This window comes from Leptolyngbya iicbica LK, assembly GCF_004212215.1.
Lineage (GTDB): Bacteria > Cyanobacteriota > Cyanobacteriia > Phormidesmidales > Phormidesmidaceae > Halomicronema > Halomicronema iicbica.
Genome location: NZ_QVFV01000003.1, coordinates 302310 through 320847, shown reverse-complemented (window position 1 = coordinate 320847; position 18538 = coordinate 302310). Strand labels below are relative to the sequence as shown.

The 18538-nt window shown below is 55.8% G+C and carries 11 protein-coding genes; 3 read left to right on the top strand and 8 right to left on the bottom strand.

Annotated features, from left to right (window positions below; all coding sequences use genetic code 11):
• Nucleotides 1–41 precede the first annotated feature (41 nt).
• Nucleotides 42–1043, bottom strand: coding sequence for an isopenicillin N synthase family dioxygenase (locus DYY88_RS15250; RefSeq protein WP_242517621.1), 1002 nt, complete (start codon nt 1041–1043; stop codon nt 42–44).
• Between the two features lie 27 nt (nt 1044–1070).
• Here DYY88_RS15250 and pdeM point away from each other — a divergent pair, with 27 nt between their 5' ends.
• A complete protein-coding gene (gene pdeM / locus DYY88_RS15245; RefSeq protein WP_039727039.1) occupies nt 1071–1721 on the top strand; it encodes a ligase-associated DNA damage response endonuclease PdeM in 651 nt (216 codons plus the stop codon).
• 257 nt (nt 1722–1978) lie between these two features.
• Here the strand turns inward: pdeM and DYY88_RS15240 are convergent, their stop codons facing one another.
• The 5 genes from DYY88_RS15240 to DYY88_RS15220 form a co-directional block, all read right to left on the bottom strand.
• Nucleotides 1979–2407 carry a DUF7980 family protein gene (locus DYY88_RS15240; protein ID WP_242517620.1) on the bottom strand — a complete coding sequence of 143 codons (429 nt, stop codon included), beginning with the start codon at nt 2405–2407 and terminating at the stop codon, nt 1979–1981.
• A gap of 104 nt (nt 2408–2511) precedes the next feature.
• Nucleotides 2512–3753, bottom strand: a complete 1242-nt coding sequence (locus DYY88_RS15235) for a carbohydrate-binding protein (protein ID WP_052288433.1) — start codon at nt 3751–3753, stop codon at nt 2512–2514.
• A gap of 907 nt (nt 3754–4660) precedes the next feature.
• Entirely contained in the window at nt 4661–5017 is a 357-nt protein-coding gene (locus DYY88_RS15230) for a hypothetical protein (protein ID WP_039727036.1), read from the bottom strand.
• Between the two features lie 87 nt (nt 5018–5104).
• The gene (locus tag DYY88_RS15225) at nt 5105–6025 is read right to left on the bottom strand and encodes an ABC transporter permease (RefSeq protein WP_039727035.1); all 921 of its coding nucleotides are present in this window, start codon (nt 6023–6025) and stop codon (nt 5105–5107) included.
• A gap of 100 nt (nt 6026–6125) precedes the next feature.
• A complete protein-coding gene (locus DYY88_RS15220; RefSeq protein ID WP_039727033.1) occupies nt 6126–7151 on the bottom strand; it encodes a daunorubicin resistance protein DrrA family ABC transporter ATP-binding protein in 1026 nt (341 codons plus the stop codon).
• A 387-nt stretch (nt 7152–7538) separates the two neighbouring features.
• Between DYY88_RS15220 and DYY88_RS15215 the strand changes: the two genes are divergently transcribed.
• The gene (locus DYY88_RS15215) at nt 7539–9218 is read left to right on the top strand and encodes a GMC oxidoreductase (RefSeq protein WP_039727031.1); all 1680 of its coding nucleotides are present in this window, start codon (nt 7539–7541) and stop codon (nt 9216–9218) included.
• Between the two features lie 148 nt (nt 9219–9366).
• Here DYY88_RS15215 and DYY88_RS24230 read toward each other — a convergent pair whose 3' ends face one another.
• Together DYY88_RS24230 and DYY88_RS15205 are read right to left on the bottom strand one after the other, a co-directional pair.
• A complete protein-coding gene (locus DYY88_RS24230; RefSeq protein ID WP_052288432.1) occupies nt 9367–13389 on the bottom strand; it encodes an nSTAND1 domain-containing NTPase in 4023 nt (1340 codons plus the stop codon).
• 2 nt (nt 13390–13391) lie between these two features.
• Complete coding sequence (locus DYY88_RS15205) at nt 13392–14885, bottom strand: TIR domain-containing protein (protein WP_039727029.1); 1494 nt, start codon at nt 14883–14885, stop codon at nt 13392–13394.
• Between the two features lie 414 nt (nt 14886–15299).
• Between DYY88_RS15205 and carB the strand changes: the two genes are divergently transcribed.
• Entirely contained in the window at nt 15300–18527 is a 3228-nt protein-coding gene (gene carB / locus DYY88_RS15200) for a carbamoyl-phosphate synthase large subunit (protein ID WP_039727027.1), read from the top strand.
• Nucleotides 18528–18538: the final 11 nt, after the last annotated feature.

Genomic DNA, 18538 nt, shown 5'->3' with positions numbered 1-18538 from the left:
TCTGGCCCTTGCCCATGAGTTCGCCCCCCCTTAACACGGCGCTAAGTCAACCCAATTTCTTGCAGGCGCAGATGCAGATATTCCCCAGCTGTAATTTGTGGAAAACGGGGTTTGCCGCCTGTGCGAGCCACACAACCCGGACGCGGTGACAAATCAATTTCTGCACGAGGGTGGACAAAAAACGGTAGCGAAAACCGCCGATCGCGATCGTTGTCCGGGTTCAGCACCCGATGAGTCGTGCTTTTGAATAAGCCATTCGTCAGGTTTTGCAGCATATCCCCCGTATCCACAATGATCTGCCCCGGAATCGCCGCGATCGGTAACCAAGTGCCATCCCCTTGCTGCAATTCCAATCCTGGAGCCGTCGCTTCGCAGAGTAACGTAATCAGGTTGATATCTTCGTGGGCCGCTGCCCGCAGCTGCGCCGGGGGCTGTTCCGGCGACACCGGCGGATAATGCAAAACCCGTAATAGCGTCGGACTATTCACCGTCGCATCAGCCAGCGACCTTGGGGGCAAATCAAGAAATCGCGCACAGGCTTCGAGCAAAACTTGCGCACAGCGATCGAGCTCGGTAAATAAGGTCAACATCGCGGGCTTAAAACTCGGTACCTCCGCTGGCCACAGATTCATTGGCAAAACCTGCTCTGGGCCAATGTGCCAAAACTCCTTGAGATCGGGATAGGGAGAGTCCTTGGCGTGCTCGCGTCCAAACGCCGTAAACCCTCGCTGACCGTGCAGCGCTCGGTCTTCGTACTGCTGCTTGACGCTAGCGGGCAGCGTAAACACCGCTTCGGCTGCCGCATAGGCGGCTTGAATGAGCCCGCCATCAATGCCGTGATCGACAAGGGCGAAAAACCCGATCGCCCCCAACGCCTCGCCCAATTGCTGCACAAAAGCAGACTGCTCCGCTGGCGTACCTTGCAAAAACTGTTGCAGACTCAAAACAGGAATGGTTTGGGACATGGTGGTTACCAACGGGAGCCGCGATCGCCCCCACTTTAGCGAGAGTCGTCGCTCCTCAAACACTAAACGCTGTGGCACAGTAAAAACGCTAAGCCCAGAAACAATATGGAAACGGTTGTCCTAAACCATCAAACGCTGACCCTACTGCCCGAAAAAGCCGTTTATCTGCCCCAACAGGCCGCCCTGCTGGTCTCTGACGTACATTTGGGCAAATCCGAAACCTTTCAACATTGCGGCATTCCCATCCCCAGCCAAGTTAACCAGGCCACGCTACAGCGACTGCAGCAAGCCCAATCCCGGACCCAAGCCACGCGACTCTTTATCCTGGGCGATTTGTTTCATGCTCGATCTGGCATGGTGGATGAAGTGATTGATGCCTGGCTCAAGTTTTTAGCGACTACACAGTTCGAGGCCCACCTGATTCTCGGCAACCACGATCGCCCCCTCGCCAGCGAACTCTCGCAGTTCTCTCTGACCTGCTACACCGAGCCCATTGATTTGGATGACATCCTCCTCAGCCACGAGCCCCTACCCAATAACGACACCTTAAACGTGTGCGGCCACATCCATCCCTGCGTACAGGTAGGGGGCAAAGGCGATCGCCTGCGATTACCCTGCTTTTACTGGGAAGCGGCCCTCCAGCGTCTTACCCTGCCATCATTTGGCGACTTTACCGGGGGGCATACCATTTCGCTAACCGCTGAAACCACCGCTTATGCGATCGCTGACGATGCCATCGTGCCGTTTAGCCGTTAACGACTTTCCCCCTTTGGGCCATTCAAGACAGATGCCCCCCGGGATATAAGTGAGTTCGATGAAGCGCCAAGCTGGTCATTGCCAATTGATGTGGACACGATGACCCACGTAAAACCCGGGACTTAAAGCCTTTCTTCCCTGAGCGAGAGGTTTGGAGAGTGCGCAAACAGCAGTTCGTCGCACTGGCGTTACCTGCAACCCTCAACCCATTTACCCAGCCACCATCCTCAGCCGGGATATGCCTTTCCCCCCCAGAGCTAAGGCTCTAGCGCCAGCAAAAAATCAGGAACTTCTAACACCTGCCAGTACACCAAAGCCGCCACGACCAAGGTGTACAGCGTAGAACTGCCAAAGCCAATGAGCAAATCGCGTTGGAAATTACGGCGCTCATCGGCCAGAAAGATATCCGTTGCGCCAAACTGCATCATCACCATGCCCACCACATTGGAGAGCCAGTAGCCGACTAGCGTACCCGGCACAAACCAGCTCGGGTGCAGCCAACTAATGGCGTAGCCCACCGCGATCGCGATCGGCAGGTTAAAGAACACATCATTCCACCACGACAGCGGCGACAGCATATAACCGAGGCCGACGAGCAGGCCCCCCCGGAATTTTTGTTGGAATGGCGGCTTCATCGCGATCGCGGCTTCGAACTCCTCTTGCCACTGTATCAATTGGCTGACCACCGCAGGTCCAAATTACGCCAGAGTGATATCTGCCCCCTATGGCTGCTACACGACAGGATTGAAACCGCGATCGTCGTAACAGAGCGATCGCAATGCATCAGCGCCTAAATTGGCAACCTGCCCTCAGCTTGGCCAAACATGTAATAGTGCTCAAAACCACTCGCAAATGCGCCATTCGCCACGGCTGCTGCCACATCGCCATAACGCTCAAGATAAGCACTTTGATCAAAGTTGCGGGATGGATCACGACCTTCGCTTTGCCCGAAAGTAAAGAAGTGGTGGATGCCTAAGGCAATGTCACCCTTGGTCACAGCAGCCGCCACATCAGGATTATTCTGCAAATAAAACGATTCCTCAAAGAGCAGCCCTGACTGGCGACCCTCTTCTATCCCAAATTCGGCATAGTGCTCAAACGCGCTATCCAACTTGCCCGAATCGACCGCCGCTTTGACATCGGGATTGTTGAGTAGATAGTCTTCCGCATCAAAAACCGCATTGGGATTGCGCTGCTCAAGATGACCAAATTCAAAGAAATGGGCGATCGCACTACGCACCGTACCGTTCTTGACTGCGGCGGCAACATCGGGATTTTGCTCCAAGTAGTATCTCTGGTCGAACCAAGCTCCCGGAATTCGCCCCTCATTCATCCCATACAGCACAAAGTGCTCAAAGCCGTAGCGTAAACGCCCCTGCTGCACCGCCTCGGCCACATCAGGATTGGCCTTCAGGTATGCCGTTTCATCAAATAACGGCGCCACTCTCAGCCCGCCAATGGTGGTGTTAAAGTCGGTCAAGTTGCTTTGATAAACCGCGCCGGTCCGAATAGCAGCGAAGGCAACCCACTGCTCGAAACTAAGGAAGGCATTGTTGACGCCAACGCCCGCATTGCCAGGGGCCAGCGAGTCTGTTCCAGAACCGGCCCCACTGCCCACATCACCCGAGCCACCCCCGCCTGTCTCAATATTTAAGGCGTCGACAATCAACGCATCAAGGTTAGGCCCGCTCGTCCCAATTGCCGTTAGTTTCACCGTGTGAGTGCCGGCAGTGAGCTGCACTTGCGCTGCCAACTCGTCCCAATTTTCCCACGCCCCAGTGGGCTCAAAGTCCAGTATGCCAATGGCTTGAGCATCAACGGTCAAGCTGAGTGAACGATTGGCATCGGCCCCAAGAGCATAGCGAAAGCTCAGCTCATACTGACCCGTCGCATCCACCTCAATGGCAAATTCTGTGTAATCCTCGGTGGGATTCAGATAATCGGCAAAACCACTCCCCGAAAACCCGCCGTGGTTAGTTGCGATGGCTGGGCCAGATAGGATGGCTGACTCCGCTTCGTAAGTAAAAGACATGATTCACAGGTACTCCGTAACAATCAGGAAATACGTTTGACACTGCCAAGCACATTCAGGTTTGTGCAGGCATGAGTGACTCACGTATTGGGATAAGTTTTCTTATCGGCATCAGCCAAGATGACGCTCGAATCAGATGGCCGACCGACCAGATGGCCGACTTCATTGATCGGGAGATCTTTTTCAGAAGCCTCAGGCCCTTGGCCATCAGGTTGCCGCTGGTGTTGAGACTGCGCGCCAACGCTGAATGCCCTCATGCACGATGCGCTAATCAGCAGTTGGGGCTGTCTTCTTGCCTCAAGCGGCTAATTCGATGCGTTGTGCTCAACCAATAGAGTTCGGAAATTCAGTTGCAATGATATTGACCGGCCGACACAGAGCACCCAAACCTGATCGGTCAGCCTTTATCTGGTAGTCAATGTGCAAGATATAATTTGCGCTGTCGGTAGAGGTATTTAGCGCATCCTGATATCGTCTGCGTGAGACAAATTCGCGATCGCACCCAATCTGAAAAAAGGCTTGTCAAACAGTGATGGTGCTGTTAAGCCGTTAAGTAATTATGGGCAGATTGTGCGCATAATTACTGATGCCAGCGTCTTAAATTGTCGGAAACTTCGTGATAACACCAGTAAAGTTCTTCAAAACTTCGCATAGATGCTGGGTTGGACTCAGTAAAAACCATCAACCTTTCCGGCTTCGTGTGATCAGGTGATGCTGAGAGCGCAATACCCACGCCGCTCAAGCTGGGATTCGTCTGAGACGAACCAAGATAAGTGTGATTCTAGATAACACCAAGTTGTGTAGAACGATCGCGCTTGCCGGTCTAAAAGGAGGCTCAACCTAAAAAAAGGGACTGGCTCAGCCAATCCCTTTTTCTAATCAACAAATTCATCAAAGAATTTACGGTCTAGATGCCTTCGCCATCCACCGTAATCTCGTCGGTGGCTGCGGGTGTGGCTTCTTGCTGCTGCAATGCCTCTTGACGGCGCTGCAAAAAGTCTTGGGCTTCATCACCCAAAACCCGATTCTGATACTCAAAGAACTCTTGAGCACTCATGCTGGGAGCAAGAATAGCGTTTTGAATCAGCTCGTAGGGGCTAGAGGATTCGCCAAAGAGGTCCGCCCCATCATCATCAGTCCCGATGCTGCCAAAGGCTTCTGCATCTGCGGTCTGAGCCGAGGCGTTGCCCATGACAATACCAGCACCAAAAGCCAATAAAGTACCCGCGAACAAGCCGGTCAGAATCGATTTTGTCGAAAACATGATGGTTAACTCCTACAACACCAGCGGTGCAATGTGGTACGACCTAAGCCCTACCTTAGCAAAGAAATTTGGGGGCGATCGCCCGCTTTACGCAATTCTACGACGCAGTAACGGCTGAATAAGTGCCAGCGACAGGCCACAAAACCCGATCAACACTCCCAGCGCTGCCGCCAGGGTGACTTCGGCAAAGGGCGCGTGCATCACCACACTGCCCAACCCCCAATCGCCCGCATGCAAGTAGATGTAGCGAATGGGCTCGATCGCATAGCTCAGCGGATTCAGACTGGCGACCACCTGTAGCCACGGCGGCATAAACGACAGCGGCACCAACGCCGTGCTAGAGAACAGCAGCGGTAGGTTGGTCACAAAGATGACGGCAATCAGCTCAATGTGGCCCGGCAGCGCAAAGGATAAGCCGAGGCTCAAAGCTGTGACGCCCAGCACCAGCGTCAGCACAATCAGCACCACTAACGCTAATCCAGCGGGATCAGGCAAGCCAGCGCCCAGGGCGGCACTCAAGCCAATGATCGCCGCCGTTTGCACCATGCTCATGGCCGCAATAAAGATGGCTGACGCCGCCACAATGGAATAGCGAGACGCCAACGGAGCCACCAGGAAGCGATTCAAAAAGCCAAACTCGCGATCGAACATGACGGGGAGTCCGGCATTCAACGCGCCGCCAAACGCCGTGAACACAATGATGCCCGCGCCTAAGAACTGCCCATAGTTGCGGCTCTCGCCGAACAAACCTTCAGGCACATTTTGAAAGAGAGCACCAAACAAAATCAGCCACATCACGGGCTGTACCACGCCTGCCACCAATGTGGACGGACGGCGCTGCAGCTGAATGAACAGCCGTCGAGTCATGGCGCCCGTTTCTTGCCAAAACTCGGGGGAAAACAGGCCGGGCGTGGCCGCTGGAGCCTCGTCGCGGAGTTGCGCTTTCCACTGCCGCAATTCGGGGTTATCCAGCGACGATTTGGGTTTGGGACTCAGGGTGGTGCTCATGGGTGTCTCTAAAACGTCGGATTTAGTCGTCGATGAGAAGAGGATCGCTACCTGCGTGTATCTTAGCGGGGAGTTGGCGGCCACGGGGCAGATGAATCAGTTAGCTGCCCTTCATCGCTTGTTTACGCTCGGCTTTGAGGTCGCGGCTGCCCGCAGCGGCGATTTCGGCATCCATCAGGGTGCGGCCGGTAGCTGCCAAGTACACATCATCCAAGCTGGGTCGCGACTGAGAAATACCAAACATCGGTAAGCTGGCCTCTTTCAACGCCTGCTGCACCGTCATTAAGGCATCGGATTGGGCGGTGACGACCAGATTCAGAGAGTTGCCCTGGGCTTCGTTGACAATCACCTCTTCCACGCAGGGCAGTTCTTGCAGCAAGGTTTTGGCCTGCTCGGCTTCCGCGTCGGGGGTGAATTCGCGAATGCGCAGGGTGATGCGATCGCCCCCCACCCGGTCTTTCAATTCACTGGGCGTGCCGACGGCAATGACTTTGCCCTGGTCAATGATGGCAACGCGATCGGAGAGGGCATCCACTTCTTCTAAATAGTGGCTGGTGAGTAGGACGGTGGTGCCGGCTTCGCGCAGCTGCCGCAAAAACTGCCACACTGCCGAACGGGTTTCAATGTCTAGCCCGACGGTGGGTTCGTCCAGCACTAAAACATCGGGTTGATGCAGGAGCCCCATCGCCAAATCCAGGCGCTTTTTCAGCCCGCCGGAATAGGTGCCCGACTTTTTATCGGCCCAGTCGGTCAGCTCTAGCAGGTCAATCATTTGCGCGATGCGATCGCGGGCCACCTTAGCGGGCATGTGATATAGCGCCGCTTGCAATTGCAGCAGTTCGCGCCCGGTCAACACCTTATCCAGCGCCACGTCTTGAGCGATGTACCCTAGCCGCTGACGGGCCAAAGGCGGATTTTCCAGCACGGACTCGCCACTGATTTCCACCTTGCCCGCATCGGGGGTGCTCAACGTGCAGAGACAGCGAATCGTGGTGGTTTTACCCGCGCCGTTAGGCCCTAGCAGACCAAAAATCTCGCCTGGCTCAATGGTGAACGAGACATCTCGCACGGCTTCGACATCGCCGTAGCGCTTCTGCAATCCTTCGACTAACACCGCTGGCGGCATAGGCTCACCCAATTGATTCCACTGCAAGAATACATGGCATATTCTACCGAAGTCAGCAGCCATGTTTCAGCGCTGACCGGGGTGTTTTCTCGGCGGCCCGACAACCTTAATACATTTGGCAAAGTCGCACGAGAGCCCACCCAATAGGATTTATGCTGAATTGAGCATGCCACGATTGGTTAAGCGAAACACCACTGTCGATCCCCCGGGTCATCCAGCGGCGACAGCGGGAGCGCCTGAGTCATCCCAGCCGCTTACCCAACCGATTCATACTCAGCACAGGTTATTTAGGACGAATGAACGATCGCGCGCCCCATTGCTTAGCTTCCGCAGCCCCCGCCGCCGGGGTGATGGTCGGCTACTTCAATTAAGCAGGAGACCGGGGACATGCATATCCACAAAACGGCAGAACCGTATGATGCGATCGTGGTGGGATCAGGGGCCAACGGCGGGGTCGCCGCGAAAGAACTCGGTGAGCGCGGGTTGCGGGTACTGGTCTTAGAAGCGGGGCGGGACATTGACCCGAAGCGTGATCCCCACCATCCAGTGCGCGACACGGCTCGCCGCGCCTTCAACATTGCCACGGGAAAACAGACCCATCAAGCCACTCACCCCGGCTATTGGAAGGCGAATCCCGACTTTTTCGTAGACGAGCGGGAGCACCCCTACACGACGCCGGAGCACAAACCGTTTTACTGGATTCGCGGTCGGCAGGTGGGGGGACGCAGCCACACCTGGGGCGGCATTACCCTGCGGCTATCGGACTATGAATTTAAGGCGGCGCAGCGGGATGGCTTTGGGGAAGACTGGCCGATCGCTCATGCCGACCTGGCGCCCTATTACACTCGCTTGGAACGGTTCTTTCAGGTGCAGGGGGAGTGCGATCGCTTGGCGCAGTTGCCCGATGGGGATTATCTGCCCCCCGCCCCGTTGACCCCGGCTGAAAGGGAATTGCAGCAGTTGATTGGCGATCGCTGGACGGATCGGCAACTGATCCACTCCCGGGGCTTTGCGCTGCATCGACCGACGCCCGAGCAGCCTTGGTCGCGGGCGGCGAGTCCTGGCTCATCCCTAAAAACGGCCCTGGCCACGGGCAATGTGGAGCTGCGCCCCAATGCGATCGTCAGTCACCTGACCTTTGATGCAGACAGTCATCACGCCAGCGGGGTTGCCTTTATTGATCGTCTGACCCATGAGACCTATGAAGTGCGGGGACGGGTGGTGATGCTCTGTGCATCGGCGATCGAGACGGTGCGAATTTTGCTGCATTCCACCGCTGAGCATCAGCCCCATGGTTTAGCGAACGAGGCGGATTTGCTGGGGCGTTACCTGATGGATCATATTTCTGCCATGCAGTTTTTCTGGCTGCCGGGGATGCCGGCGCCATCGGAATCGTTTCCGCTATCGGGCAGTGAGAGCTTCTTTATTCCGCGCTTTTGCAATTTGGCTAACCCGCAAGCGGAATCGTTTTTGCGCGGTTACGGGCTGTGGGGTGGCATTCAGCGCATTGGGGTGCCGTCGGTGTTGCAAAAGGTGGGGGAAGGGGAGATCGGCTTTCTGATCGGCCATGGCGAAGTGCTGCCCCATGCCGAAAATCACGTCAGCCTCAGCCCCGACACGGTGGATGCTTGGGGCATTCCTGCCGCGCACATTGATTGTGCCTGGTCGGAGAATGAGCACCAAATGGTGGCCCACATGCGCCAAGAAATCGAAGCGACGGTTAAGGCCGCAGGGGGACAGTGCTACGCGCTCACAGACCTGTACCACATGCCCGCTGTGGCCCCCTTAATGCGACGAGTGGAGAAAACCCTCACCCCCGCTGGCCCGCCGGGGTACTACATCCATGAAGTCGGCGGCGCCCGCATGGGCACCTCGCCCCACAACTCGGTGGTGAATGCCGACAACCAATGCTGGGAAGCCCCCAATGTGTTGGTGACGGATGGGGCGTGCTGGACGTCCTCCGGGTGGCAGAGTCCGACGCTGACGGAAATGGCGATCACGGCCCGGGCGTGCGATCGGGTGACGACCAAGTTGCGTCACGGGTTTGCGCTGGAACTGGATGCGTGACACCCCGCACTGGTAGTTTATGTCGTAAGCCTTTTTCAAAAGCTGCCTGGCCTCGTTACTGAGACCTCAACAGACTTGAACCGAAAGCAAAGCAACCATCAAATTAACGATCTGAGACTCAGGAGAGACCACTTTGACAGGCCTCTCCTCAGCGGGCGCACAGAGCTTTTTCCTCGGGGAGAGTAGTGGGATTGGTCATGTAGTCGCGGAGCCAGTCACAACTTTTGGCGATGAGGTCGTCGAGGTTCAAGTTCCAAAGAATAATACTACCTGTATAGTTACTAGAACCAAGGCTGTCTCCATCACTAGAGATTAGTGTGTTTCCATCCGGGGCAAAACTCACACTCAAGACATAGCCGGAATGGCCAACCAGAGTTTGCAGTTCACGACCGCTATTTACATCCCACAGCTTGACGGTGCCATCATCGCTAGTACTGGCGAGGGTTTGACCATTCGGGGCAAAACTGACACTCCTGACCCAGTCAGTATGACCTACTAGGGTTTGCAGTTCACGACCGCTATTCACATCCCACAGCTTCACCGTGCCATCATCGCTAGCACTGGCCAGGATTTGACCATTCGGGGCAAAACTGACACTCCTGACCCAGTCAGTATGACCTACTAGGGTTTGCAGTTCACGACCGCTATTCACATCCCATAGCTTCACCGTACCACTGGTACTGGCACTAGCCAGCGTTTGACCATCCGGGGTAAAACTCACACTCAAGACATAGCCAGAATGGCCAGCCAGAGTTTGCAGTTCACGACCACTACTCACATCCCACAGCTTTGCTGTGCCATCTTCGCTGCCACTGGCCAGGGTTTGACCATTCGGGGCAAAACTGACACTCCAGACCCAGTCATTATGACCTTCTAGGGTTTGCAGTTCACGACCGCTACTCACATCCCACAACTTCATGGTGTTATCTTCGCTAGCACTGGCAATCGTCTGACCATCTGGGGCAAAACTCACACTTAAGACATAGCCGGAATGGCCGGCCATGGTTTGCAGTTCACGACCACTCATACTCCATAGCTTGACGGTGCCATCATCGCTGGCACTGGCAATCGTCTGACCATCTGGGGCAAAACTCACACTCCTGACCCAGTCATTATGACCTTCTAAGGTTTGCAATTCACGACTGCTACTCACATCCCACAGCTTCATGGTGTTATCTTCGCTGGCACTGGCAATCGTCTGACCATCCGGAGCAAAACTGACACTCCAGACCCAGTCATTATGACCTTCGAGGGTTTGCAGTTCACGGCCGCTCCTTACATCCCACAGCTTCACCGTGCCATTGCCAGAACTAGCTATCGTCTGACCATCCGGAGCGAAACTTACACTTAAGACCAAATCATTATGACCTTCTAGGGTTTGCAGTTCACGACCGCTACTCACATCCCACAGCTTCACCGTGCCATCTGCGCTGGCACTAGCAATTGTCTGACCATCCGGGGCAAAACTTACACTCCTGACCCAGTCATTATGACCTTCTAAGGTTTGCAATTCACGACCACTACTCACATCCCACAGCTTCACCGTGCCATCGCTAGAACTAGCTATCGTCTGACCATCCGGAGCAAAACTTACACTCAAGACCAAATCATTATGACCTTCTAGGGTTTGCAGTTCACGACCGCTACTCACATCCCACAGCTTCACCGTGCCATCATTGCTGGCACTGACAATTGTCTGACCATCGGGAGCAAAACTTACACTCCAAACCCAATCGGAATGGCCAGCCAAGGTTTGCAGTTCACGACCGCTACTCACATCCCACAGCTTCACCGTACCATCGGTGCTGGCACTGACTAGCGTTTGACCATCCGGGGCAAAACTCACACTCAAAATCCTATCGGAATGGCCAACCAAGGTTTGCAGTTCACGACCACTGCGATCCCACAGCTTCACCCTTGAGAAGCTAGCACTGGCAATTGTCTGACCATCGGGAGCAAAACTCACACTCCTGAGTCCATCAGGATGGAGGAAAGTGTTGCGCTCCAGGTCTTTGTGATGGTAGCTCTCTCGCAGGACCGAAACCGCCTGTAGGCGAGTACTTGAGCTGATTGGGCTGTCAATTCGCGAGATTAAGTCTGCTTCAATTGTACTAATGAGTAGTCCTAACTCTAAGCCGCTGAGCAGCGCTGGGATATGGAGCTTACTGGCCATTAAGTTTTCGACCGTTAACGCTCCAGTCTGGATGTTTGCATTTAGAGCTTGCTTTTCGGCCCTTTGCGTTTCCCGTATGGCAATTGCTGTTTGCTGTTTGGCAATTTCGGCCTGTTGCTGTGCTTCCGCTTCTCCAGCCTCAGCTCTTCGTCGTGCTGCTTGCGCCTGCTGACGCTGTTCGGCTTCGGCAAGTCGAGCCGTTTCGGCTTCCTGCTGCTGTTCTAGGGCATCTTCCTTCGCAACTTCTGCTTCAGCTCGTAGGCGTTCCGCTTCTCGCCGCTGCCGCTCAGCTTCTTGTTGCTGCCATTCTGCTTCTTGTCGACGACGATCTGCCACCCCTTCTTGGTGTTTCGCTTCTCGTCCTCGTTCTTCTGCTATCTGTGCTTGTATTTGAGCTTCCTGTTGCTGATAGAAGGCGTAGACTGCTGTACTCCCAGCCAATACCGATAGCCCTGCAAAGATGGCGAGAAACCCTCGCAAACGATTGATTTCCCGTCTTCGGGTTCGTTCCCGTTCTGTGGCTTCGCGCTCTTGCGCGTCGGCACTCGCCGCCAAAAACGCCATGGCCTCTTCAAAATTGGTCGCATAGCGATCGGCCCAAGCTTGGGTGGGTTGCGTTTTGGCTTCCCAATTCAGGGCAATGGTCAACTCTGGGTCGCGCAAATAGCCAGCCTGACTCTGCTCATGCATCGACGCCGTTTCTGCTAGTCGTCGGTAAATGTTGGCTGACTGTACCTCCTGCTCGACCCACCCTTTGAGCCGCTGCCAGTTGCGCATCAAACTCTCGTGAGAGATATCAATTACGGAACCTGCGTGCAGGGGCACCGAGGGGGGTGGCATCAAAAACGATCGCCGTGGCCCCCGAAAGGCATCAATAACCTCAACGACTTCAGTTAACTCGGCATTCGCTACGGCGCAAATTTCCCCGAGCTGGGTCGGGCGGCGAATTTCTCGATTATCGGCTCCCCGATCCGTCAGGCATTTGAACAAGACTTCAGCGATCGCCCGACTGCGATCGGTCTTTAACCCTTCACACTGATCGTCAGTAAAGCCTTCATAAATCTGATCCGCATGGCGGGAGAGGGCCTGGGCCATACCGCCGATCGCTTCATAATGTTCTAGATCCAGCGGCGCGTCCGGGGTGCGCTGATCTTCCCAATAGTCCCAGGTGCGCATCAGGGCATGCTGCAAAATCGGCAACTGGTCGGGGTTGTCCCCGGTGTCGTTGAGCAGCTTATTCACCAGGCGCGGGGTGATGGTCGCGCCTCCCACCGCCACTGGCCCCTCAATGGCCCGCCGCAGCTGCTCCCGCGTCAGCCGGGGAATCAGGTACTGGCTATCGTTCAGGGTTTCCGGCAGGTCACGAAACTGGGCGCAGTCCCCCAAAAAGTCCGATCGCATGGTCAGCACCACAAAAATCGGCACCGCCCGCTGATTCACCGCCGCCAATAGCAGCTTCACAAACGCGGCCGCCTCATCTTCCGCCTCTAGGGACTTGCCCGCAGCTTCCGCTTGCGCCTTAAAGCGAAACAGTTCCTCAAACTGATCCACCACGATGAGCAGACTCTCATCCGCAGCCAGACGGGCTTGCTGGGCCACTTCCACCAGGCCCAGGCTGCCTCGCCGCAGAGTACTCTCCATGAGCGCCAGGCGAATAATGGCTTCGTCGTTGGTGGTTGCTGCCCCTAAGACCTCTGAGTCATTCAGCGCGGCGGCCAAATTGTGTATCGGGGCACTACCGGGCCGCAACACCGCAATACGCCAACTGGAACTCGCCCCCGGCAAAAAGCCGCTATACAGCGAGGGCAACAACCCCGCCCGCACCAGAGAGGATTTACCACTACCCGAGGTGCCCACGACCCCCAGAAAGCGAGTGCGATGCAGGCGATTGATCAGTTCATCGGATTGCCCTTCGCGGCCAAAAAACAGATGCTCTTCGTCCAGCTCAAAGGGCCGTAGACCGGGGAATGGATTCGTGCGCTGAGGAGTCATCACCATGATTATGCTTGCCCTCCTGCAGGGCCTAACGAGGCCACAAACTCTTCCAACAGTGTGGGCTGAAAGCCCTGATAACCGGGAATCATCAACACCTCCGGATCAGAAAACTTTTGCTTGGCCGGGTCGGCCACATACACGGCCTTGGCCAACAAGGGTTTGGGTCGACCATACAGGGTCTTTTTCAGCGCATTGAGGCGACGCTTGAGCCACAGGGCACTGGCCTCACCGTAATAAATCAATACCGCCTCACACTGCTGTAGCAATGCCTCCGAGCGGCTGAGGGTGCCCTGCTCGTAGTCCGGCAAAATCACCTGAAAATGCTGATCGAGCCACTCAAATAGGGGATCGATCGCTGGATTCTCCAAATCGCGCTCGTCACAATCCAAATAAATCTGTACCCGCCCATCGGTGGAAAGCTCCAAGGCTGGTGTAGCAGGCTGAGTCAAGCGGGTGTGGATGATGTCCTTCAACGCTTCTAAATTCGTGCGGATGAAATCGGGGTCGCTTTGAAGTTCAGTCACGAAATCGTCTGGGGCGACTGCGCCGGTATCCGGGGGCAACCACAACAACCGCGAAAAGTCTGACCGTCCTTGTCCACATTGGGCGGCGAGGGCAACCTGATCGCGGGTCCGCGCAGTCACCAATTGGCGATAGAGCTGTTCCTGAGTGGGCGACTGCCCCGCCGGGGGCTGACTGGGATACGGACTCAATAAATGCACCGACAGGTGGGCGCGGGTCAACGCTTCACACACCGTCTGCTTAAAGGCTCCCGGCTCGCTGGGCAAGGGCTGCTCTGGCAGCACCTGATGGCCCGCCTGCTCTAACTCCCGCCGAATGCGCTCGCGATCGACCTGCAAGTCGGGCGTAGTATCGGCCAGGTAAATCACTTTGCGATCAGCGGCGACGGCTCCGAATTGTGGCTCGGTCAATGGGGGCTGCCCCACCTGGGCGTCTAGAATTTCCAGAGTTTGGTGAATGTCGTAGGCCAAGTCGTTTAATTTGGCGTAAAACTTCCGCTCCTGCTCTGGGCCGTAAACCCGGTCAAACTCTTGGGGCCGACCGGCATCATCAATTTCGTAGAACTCATACCCTAAAAAGTTGGCCACTACTGCTGGGTGCTGCTCGATGGGCAGGTAAGTCTTAATCACCTTAAACAGCCGTGCTTTGGCCTCTCCGACTCGCAAGCCGCCCCCCTGATCTGCGGCCTGACAAAACCGCTGGAGCTCTCTCATACACCATTCGGATTGCAAGTAGCGCGGCGACAACACCGACACCAGTAGGGCTGACTGGGTCAGAGCATCAAAAATGGCTTCATCGAGATCTTCGTTGCCCCACAGTCGGCGATCGCGCCAAATGCGCGACTCTTTGCCCCGCAACTGCGACAGCCGAATCTCTAACGCCTTGTGGAAGGATGATATCCAGCCGTCTTCATCCGGGTTCAAAGACTGGTTATCAATATGGGTGAAGCTAATAAAGACATCCTGCGCGAAAGTCATAAGGCAGCAGCACCAAGAAGACTAAGTTGATAAATACAGCGATCGCAGGGTGATTACGTCGTTCCATGAAAATAACAAGAATTTCTGGAGTCACCAAGTAATTTTGAGTACCGAACGCCTAACCGCTCCGTAGCTCCATGCTCAGATCAAATTTTGGCTCGCCTGTTGAGCCAAAATCATGATGGTAATTGTCCGCTGTCCTAGAGCTTGTTTGCTCAGTGGCGGCGGCGGACAAGGACTCTCAAAGCCACCGCTAGACCGTCAGCTTTTTTCGGCGGTTGCTAGCGAGTATTGAGTCTTTTGGCATTGCGGCAGGTCTTGCAATTCCAAGCAAATTTGGATCAGGACGTTGGGGATCAGCAACAGCCTATAGAATGATTTGGATCTGTATCCTGCCTTGGTTGGGAAAAGCCTATGCCGCGCCGCGAAGACCTGAAAAAAATCCTCCTCATTGGTTCTGGCCCGATTGTGATTGGTCAAGCCTGCGAGTTTGACTACTCGGGGACTCAGGCGTGCAAAGCGCTGCGCGAAGAAGGCTACGAAGTGGTGCTGGTGAACTCGAATCCGGCCACCATCATGACCGACCCCGAAACGGCCGATCGCACCTACATTGAGCCCCTGACGCCGGAACTGGTCGCCAAGGTCATCGAACAGGAACGCCCCGACGCCATGCTGCCCACCATGGGGGGCCAGACGGCGCTGAATATTGCGGTGGATTTGGCCAAAAGCGGCGTGCTCGATCGCTACGGCGTGGAGCTGATTGGGGCCAAATTGGACGCCATTGAAAAAGCCGAGGACCGCAAACTCTTTAAAGACGCCATGGAAAAAATCGGCGTGGCGGTGTGTCCGTCGGGGCTGGCCGAGACCATGAGCGACGCCAAAGAGGTCGCCGCCAAAATCAACTCCTTTCCGCTGATTATTCGTCCCGCTTTTACCATGGGCGGCGCGGGCGGCGGCATCGCCTACAACCAAGAAGAATTTGAGCGCATTTCCCAGTCCGGGCTAGATGCCAGCCCCGTGTCGCAGATCATCATCGAGCAATCGCTGCTGGGGTGGAAAGAGTATGAGCTGGAAGTGATGCGCGACCTGGCGGACAACGTCGTGATCATCTGCTCCATCGAAAACGTGGACCCCATGGGGGTTCACACCGGGGACTCCATCACGGTGGCACCGGCCCAAACCCTGACCGATAAGGAATATCAGCGGCTGCGGGACGCCTCCATTCGCATCATTCGCGAAATTGGCGTGGAAACGGGGGGCTCCAACATTCAGTTTGCGGTGAATCCCACCAATGGCGAATTCATCGTAATTGAGATGAACCCGCGCGTGTCCCGCAGTTCGGCCCTGGCCTCCAAGGCGACGGGCTTCCCCATCGCGAAATTTGCCGCCAAGCTGGCCGTCGGCTACACCCTGGATGAAATCAACAACGACATCACCCAAAAAACGCCCGCGAGCTTTGAGCCCACCATTGACTATGTGGTGACGAAAATTCCCCGCTTTGCCTTCGAAAAATTCCCCGGTACCCAGGCGGTGCTGACCACCCAGATGAAGTCGGTGGGCGAGGCCATGGCCATTGGTCGCACCTTTCAGGAATCCTTTCAAAAGGCGTTGCGATCGCTGGAAACGGGCCGCGCTGGTTGGGGCGGCGATCGCCGCGAAACCTTGCCCAATCTCTCCACCTTGCGATCGCGCTTACGCACCCCCAGCCCCGATCGCATCTTCTCGGTGCGTCACGCCCTGCAGCTCGGCATCGACATTGACGAAATCTACTCCCTGACGGGCATCGACCCCTGGTTTTTGCACAAGCTCGCGGATCTGCTCGCCACCGAAAAATGGCTCAAGCGCCAAGACCTCAATACCCTGACGGCGCAGCAAATGTATCGCCTCAAACAGCAGGGCTTTAGCGATCGCCAGATCGCCTTTGCCAAAAACACCACCGAAGATGCCGTGCGGCAACTGCGGCAGTCTCTCGGGGTGAACCCTGTCTATAAAACAGTGGACACCTGCGCCGCTGAGTTCGAAGCTTACACCCCCTACTACTATTCCACTTACGAAGAAGAGACCGAGGTACAGCCCAGCGATCGCCGCAAAGTCATGATTCTCGGCGGGGGGCCGAACCGCATCGGGCAGGGCATCGAGTTTGACTACTGCTGCTGCCATGCGTCCTTTGCGCTGCAGGATGATGACTTCGAGACCATCATGGTCAATTCCAACCCCGAGACGGTTTCCACCGACTACGACACCAGCGATCGCCTCTACTTTGAGCCGCTGACTAAAGAGGACGTGCTGAATATCATCGAAGCCGAGCAACCCGAGGGCATCATCATCCAGTTTGGTGGTCAGACACCATTGAAACTGGCCGTCCCGCTGCAAGAATATCTGTCCAACAACAGCACCACAAAAATCTGGGGCACCTCGCCCGACTCCATCGATACGGCAGAAGATCGCGAGCGATTTGAGCAGATTTTGCACGAGTTGGAGATTGTCCAACCCGCTAACGGCATTGCCCGCAGCACGGGCGAAGCCCTCCAGATTGCGCGCAAGATCGACTATCCCGTCGTGGTGCGGCCCAGCTATGTGCTCGGCGGTCGGGCGATGGAAATTGTCTATTCCGATCGAGAACTCGAACACTACATGACCTATGCGGTGCAGGTGGAGCCTGATCATCCCATCCTCATCGACCAATTTTTGCAAGAAGCGGTGGAAGTGGATGTGGATGCGATCGCCGACGCCACCGGCGATGTCGTTATCGGCGGCATCATGGAGCATATCGAACAAGCCGGGATTCACTCCGGCGACTCTGCCTGCTCCATCCCCACCATCACCCTGTCCGATGCCGCCCTAGCCACCATCCGCGAATGGACCGTCAAGCTGGCGAAGCGGTTGCAAGTCATCGGGTTAATGAACATCCAATTTGCCGTCAAAGACGAACAGGTTTACATTCTCGAAGCGAATCCCCGTGCCTCGCGCACCGTGCCTTTTGTCTCCAAAGCGACGGGGGTACCGCTGGCCAAAATTGCGGTACAGGTCATGTCCGGCAAAACCCTCGCAGAACTCGGCGTAACCAAAGAGGTGATTCCCAAACACATCGCCGTAAAAGAAGCGGTGCTGCCCTTCGATCGCTTCCTGGGCACCGACACCATCCTCGGGCCAGAGATGCGTTCCACTGGGGAAGTCATGGGCATCGACGTGGACTTCGGTAAGGCCTTCGCCAAAGCCGAGTTGGGCGCGAATCAGAAGCTGCCGCAGCAGGGAGCGGTCTTTATCTCGATGAACGATCGCGATAAACAGGCGGTAGTGCCCATCGCCAAAGACTTAACTGACCTGGGTTTCCAATTAGTTGCGACCAGCGGCACTCAAGCGGTGCTGCAAGAGCATGGCCTGACGGTGGATACCGTCCTCAAAGTTCACGAAGGTCGCCCCCACGTCGTGGACCAGATCAAAAACGGGCAAATTCAGCTCATCATCAATACGCCGCTGGGGGACAAAGCCCAGCAGGATGATCACGAAATTCGGCGGACGGCGTTGGCCTACAAAGTGCCGACTATCACCACCATCGCCGCCGCTCGGGCAACCGCAGCGGCTTTGCGAGCATTGCAAAAGGAATCGCTCAGCGTCAAAGCGTTGCAAGACTACTTGTAAACAAGAGCAAC